The sequence below is a fragment of the Nonomuraea terrae genome, assembly GCF_004348995.1.
Taxonomy (GTDB): domain Bacteria; phylum Actinomycetota; class Actinomycetes; order Streptosporangiales; family Streptosporangiaceae; genus Nonomuraea; species Nonomuraea terrae.
Genome location: NZ_SMKQ01000356.1, coordinates 1 through 4999 on the forward strand (window position 1 = coordinate 1; position 4999 = coordinate 4999).

General features: G+C 70.3%; 6 protein-coding genes. 3 read left to right on the forward strand and 3 right to left on the reverse strand.

The genetic code is table 11. From position 1 onward, the window contains the following. Nucleotides 1-380 (reverse strand): alpha/beta fold hydrolase (locus tag E1286_RS45975; protein WP_132623529.1); only part of this gene is annotated, 380 nt, incomplete at its 3' end. 204 nt (nucleotides 381-584) lie between these two features. Between E1286_RS45975 and E1286_RS45980 the strand changes: the two genes are divergently transcribed. After that, entirely contained in the window at nucleotides 585-854 is a 270-nt protein-coding gene (locus E1286_RS45980) for a sulfurtransferase TusA family protein (RefSeq protein ID WP_132623531.1), read from the forward strand. Between the two features lie 68 nt (nucleotides 855-922). Next, a complete protein-coding gene (locus E1286_RS45985) occupies nucleotides 923-1936 on the forward strand; it encodes a LacI family DNA-binding transcriptional regulator (protein ID WP_132623533.1) in 1014 nt (337 codons plus the stop codon). Nucleotides 1937-1941: 5 nt separating this feature from the next. Here E1286_RS45985 and E1286_RS45990 read toward each other — a convergent pair whose 3' ends face one another. Both E1286_RS45990 and E1286_RS45995 read right to left on the reverse strand, forming a co-directional pair. Then, a complete protein-coding gene (locus E1286_RS45990) occupies nucleotides 1942-2493 on the reverse strand; it encodes a DUF488 domain-containing protein (protein WP_132623535.1) in 552 nt (183 codons plus the stop codon). 739 nt (nucleotides 2494-3232) lie between these two features. After that, nucleotides 3233-3703, reverse strand: coding sequence for a MarR family winged helix-turn-helix transcriptional regulator (locus E1286_RS45995; protein ID WP_132623537.1), 471 nt, complete (start codon nucleotides 3701-3703; stop codon nucleotides 3233-3235). Nucleotides 3704-3734: 31 nt separating this feature from the next. Between E1286_RS45995 and E1286_RS46000 the strand changes: the two genes are divergently transcribed. Next, complete coding sequence (locus tag E1286_RS46000) at nucleotides 3735-4802, forward strand: bifunctional NAD(P)H-dependent oxidoreductase/GNAT family N-acetyltransferase (RefSeq protein WP_132623539.1); 1068 nt, start codon at nucleotides 3735-3737, stop codon at nucleotides 4800-4802. Nucleotides 4803-4999: the final 197 nt, after the last annotated feature.

The window sequence follows — 4999 nt, forward strand, 5'->3', positions numbered from 1 at the left end:
GGCGGGCGGGCGCCGTCGACGATGAACGGCGGCTCGTACAGGGCCAGCCGCTCCACCGCGAGCCCCGCGTCCACGGCGGCGAGCGCGAGGGCGGCGCCCGACGACGTGCCGTACAGGCGGATGGAGCCGCCGGCCGCCTCCGCGATCGCGGCCAGGTCCTCGATCTCGCGCTCGGTGGCGTACGGCGGGGTGTCGCCGCTCTCGCCCCGGCCGCGCCGGTCGTAGGTGTAGACGGTGAAGTCGCCGGCCAGCGCCTCGGCCAGGGGGGTGTTGATGCTCTGCGCGCGGTGGCTGAGCGCGCCGTCCACCAGGACCACCGCCGGGCCGCGGCCGATGCGGGTGTAGGCGAGGGAAGTGCCGTCCGCCGAGTTGGTCTGCATGGGTTGAGCGTACGCGCCGACAAAAAAATTTGTCAATGTACTTACGGCGGTACCTCCGTACTCAGACAGGGTGGACCGCCGCGAGGAGGGGACGGCACGCGCCGCGGGGCCGGGTCAGGTGGTCTGCCAGCCGCCTGAGCCCGTCCGCGGCCCGTGCCGGACATTCGTGTGCGGTCGTTGCGTCTCGGGTGGTTTCCTGGTGATATGCCCGACCTTGTGGTGGACGGCGGCGACAAGCTGTGCGTGCAGTTGCTCATCGAGCTGCGCTGGCACGTGCGCCAGGCCGGCCCAGGAGCCGTGATCCACCTGATCGCCACCGACCCGGCCGCGCCCGTCGACCTGCCCGCGTGGTGCCACATGACCGGTCACACGTATCTCGGCCCGGTGGAGGGCGCGCGACGCCGCACGTACGCGCTGCGCGTGGCGGGCGCCGCCAAGGAGACCCAGGAGACGAAGCCGTGGCACGTGGCTTAAGCGGTTAATGACCTACCTGGGGCGGATGGCCTAAAGTTGTGAGGTTATCCGGTTCAGAAGGGGAGCCCTTGAAGCGACCGACGATCGCTGACATCGCCAGCCGGGCGGGGGTGTCCAAGGTGGCGGTCTCCTACGCGCTCAACGGGCAGCCCGGGGTGTCCGCGGCGACGCGGGCCAGGATCATCGCCATCGCCGAAGAGATCGGCTGGCGGCCCAACAGCGCCGCGCGGGCGCTCAACGGCGCCCGGGCCAACTGTGTCGGCCTCGCCCTGTGCCGGTCGCCCCGCGTCCTCGGCGTGGAGCCGTTCTTCATGGAGCTGATCAGCGGCATCCAGGGTGTGCTGGCCGACCGCTCGTACGCGCTGCTGCTCCAGGTCGTCACCAGCCACCGGCAGGAGAGCGAGGTCTACCGGCACTGGTGGGGCGAGAGCCGCATCGACGGGGTGTTCCTCGTCGACCTGCACTACACCGACCACCGGGTCGCCGAGCTGGAGCGGCTGGGCATGCCGGCGGTGGTGATCGGCCATCCCTCGGAGTCGGGCTCGCTGTCTGCCGTCTGGTCCGACGACGGCCAGGCCGTACGCGAGACCGTCGGCTATCTCGTCGCCCTGGGGCACCGGCGGATCGCGCGGGTGGCGGGGCTGCCGGAGCTGGTGCACACGGTCGTGCGCGACCAGGCGTTCGCCGAGGCGTGCGACGGCGCGGCCGAACACGTCATCGTCCACACCGACTACACCGGCGAGGAGGGCGCCAGGGCCACCAGGCGGCTGCTCAGCTCGCCCGACCGGCCCACGGCGATCGTCTACGACAACGACATCATGGCGGTCGCCGGGTTGTCGGTGGCGCAGGAGATGCGGGTGGAGGTGCCGCGCGACCTGTCCGTCGTGGCGTGGGACGACTCGCCGCTCTCCCAGGTCGTCCGTCCGCCGCTGACCGCTCTCACCCGCGACATCCCCGCGTACGGCGCCCACGCCGCCCAGCGCCTGCTGGCCCTGATCGCCGGCGAGACCGTGCCTCCGTACGAGGACAAGGCCGCCGTCCTCACCCCGCGCGGCAGCACCGGCCCGGCCCCCACGCCCTGACGTCGTCAGTCGATTCCGGGCAGGGTGTCGGGCACGTCGTACACGGGCCATCCGTCGGGTCCGCGGCGCACCGTGGGATGCGGCCGATAGGGGTTCTGGCGGCCGACGTCGATGAGGTGCACCACAGTCGCTCCGCGCATCACGAGCGCGTCGGCGAGCAGCATGCGGTGGCAGTGCCACCAGACGGTCTCCGCGCACATCACCGCGAGCCGCTCGGTCGCGGCGCGCGCCACCAGTTCGTCCACCGCCGTCCGGAACTCGGCGGTGTCCATATGGTCGGCGTATCCGGCGAAGGCGGCATGGCGCAGGGCGGTGTGGCGGGAGCCGGGATGCGTGGTACGGCGACCGCCCAGGGACTGCCCGTGCCATTCGTAGCCGATTCCGGAGCCGGTGAGCGCCTCGGCGAGGGCGTCACGGCCGAACTGCGGGTGCCGTCGCGAGCCGGGGAATCTGCGGACGTCGGCCAGCACCGACACCCGCGCGTCACCCAGGACGGCCAGGAACGCGTCCATCGGCCGCGCACCATGGCCCACGGTGAGGACCAGGCGAGGGTGCATGAAAGACCTCCCGATGACGCGGACATTCCCTCAGTGGATTTCCCGGGGACCGCCCGCCCCACCGCTTCTCCGTCCATCGTGGCGTGCGACGACTCACCACCCGCCGCTGACCGCTCCAGCCTGTACGCCCCCCAGGTCGAACGCGACAGGAAGCCCACGGATCGCGACACCACGCCGTCGCCCCGTTCCGGCCGCGACCCTTGCGTGCTTACCTCTGATCAAGGATGACCCACGGGAGAGGGGCTCGCGTGTCGAAAGCTTTTCTGACGACCATTGCGGCAGCCGCGACCATGGCGGCTGGGCTCACCATCTTCACCGCGTCACCGGCGCAGGCCGACGCCGACAGTTGTGTGGCCTACCTGCACGGTAAGGGATACCCCGAGACCGCACAGAGAAGGGGAGCATGCGATCTGGCCGCCAGCGGCCAGATCGGAGGTTGGCTCTCCTGTCGCCAGAGCCTCACGAGAAGCGGAGTCCCGCAGAGCGTCGCCGCCACGGCCTGCGACTACGGCGGACGACCGTAAACGTCGAGCCGGGCCTGATCCAGACCGCCCGCGACGCAGGGGCCGAGCCGCCGCAGGATGCCGTCGATCAGCTGCCGGTGATCGCGCCGGGGACGGCCCCGGCCGTCGGTCGCCGGCAGCGGCGACTCGACCTGCGCCCTGTCGGTCGGTCCACCACGTCGCGATCGACCGTTCAAGCGTGACGTTGATCGCGCACGCGGCCTCCTCGAAGACCCTCAGGTCTCCGCGGTTCCCGCCACCTTCCGGGCGATGTGTTCGAGGGTGGTGAGCTCCTCCGGAGTGAGCCGGTCGACGAAGTGGTGTCGTACCGACGCGACATGGGCGGGGGCGGCGTTCTTGAGCGTGTCCAGGCCGTGTTCGGTGAGAACGAGGTAACAGCCTCTGCCGTCGGCCGGGTCGGGTGCGCGCCGTACAAGACCGCGCGCTTCCATTCGCGTGGCGTGTCGGGAAAGCCGGCTGCGTGACCAGCCCATCTTGGCGGCCTGTTCGTGCAACGTGCTGGTGTGGCCCGGCCTCTCCGACAGCGTGCTCAGCACCTCGTAGTCGGGATCGGAGAGCCCCAACGTGGCCAGATCTCGTGCCGTGCCGAACTGGACGGCGATCATCATGCGGCGGAAGGCGCGCCAGGCTCGCTCCTCGTCCGGGTTCAGCCAGCGCACGGCCGCAAGCGACGGTTTCTTTGACATGTAAACAACCTACCGCCTATGGTTCGTTTACATGTCAACGGAATCTGCGCGTGTCATCGTTCTGGGATGCAGCACCCGACCCGGCGCCCTCGGTCCGGCGGTGCTGGACTGGTTGATCGAGACGATCACGCCACGTGCCGGGGAACTCGGCGCCGAGCTCGTGCCGATGGCTCTCGGCGACCTCGATCTGCCGTTCCTCGATGAGGAGGAGCATCCGTCCTCGGGTCTCTACAGGAACGAGCACACACGACGGTGGAGCGATGCCGTGGACGCGGCAGACGGCTTCATCGTCGTGACGCCGGAGTACAACTACGGCATGCCGGCGACTCTGAAGAACGCGCTGGATTACCTCGGTCGTGAGTGGGCGTGGAAGCCGATCGGCTTCGTCAGCTACGGCAACACCTCGGCCGGCACGCGCTCGGTCCAGCACGCCAAGCAGGTGGTGACCACGCTGCGTCTGGTGCCGTTGGGCTCCACCGTCGCCATCCGCATCGGTGACGCGACAGAGAACGGTCGAGTCCGCCCGAATGCCGCGCTGGCCGGGGCAGCCGTCGGTGTCCTGGACGAGCTGGTCCGAGTCGCTCACGCCCTCCGTCCGATGCGCGAGCCCATCCGGGCCGGGGTGCGACCCGGCCCGTTGCCAGGGTCCTATGTCAGGCCGTTGACGCCCGACGACGCCCCGCAGGTCACCGTGCTGCAGCGATGCTGCTGGGTGGACGAGGCCCTGGCCAACGACACCTTGGCCGTCCCGGCCCTGCGGGAGTCGCTGGAGGAGGTGCGCGAGTGGCTGGCCACCTGGCAGACCATGGGTCTATGGCGGGACGGCCGGCTCCTGGGCATGGTGCGGGCGCGCCGTGTCGACACCGACTGGCACGTCGGCCGGCTCGGCGTCGTACCGGACCAGCGGGGGCAAGGTCTGGGTCGTATCCTGCTCCGCGGCGCCGAAGCCGCTGCCGAGCCGGACTGCCGTCGCGTCGTGTTGTTCACCGGCGCCAAAAGCCGGCAGAACATCAATTTCTACGAGAGCGAGGGATATCAACCGGTGTCATCGGCCGACGACGACGGAACCGCCTGCCTCGCCAAGTCCGTGACGTTCTAGCAGCGCTCACGCAGGTCCACCGGTGTCTCGGGTGCTTCGCGCAAACCGTGGCCGGCGGCAGGCCGTCCCTCTGTCCCCGAATGAGCTGTACGACGGTGGTGCGCCTCGAAGGGGACTCAGGGGTGCTGCCGGGTGTGGGTGATGATCGCGGTGGCGAGGGGTGCTACGGCGGTGCGGGGGAGGGCGTGGCCGAGGCC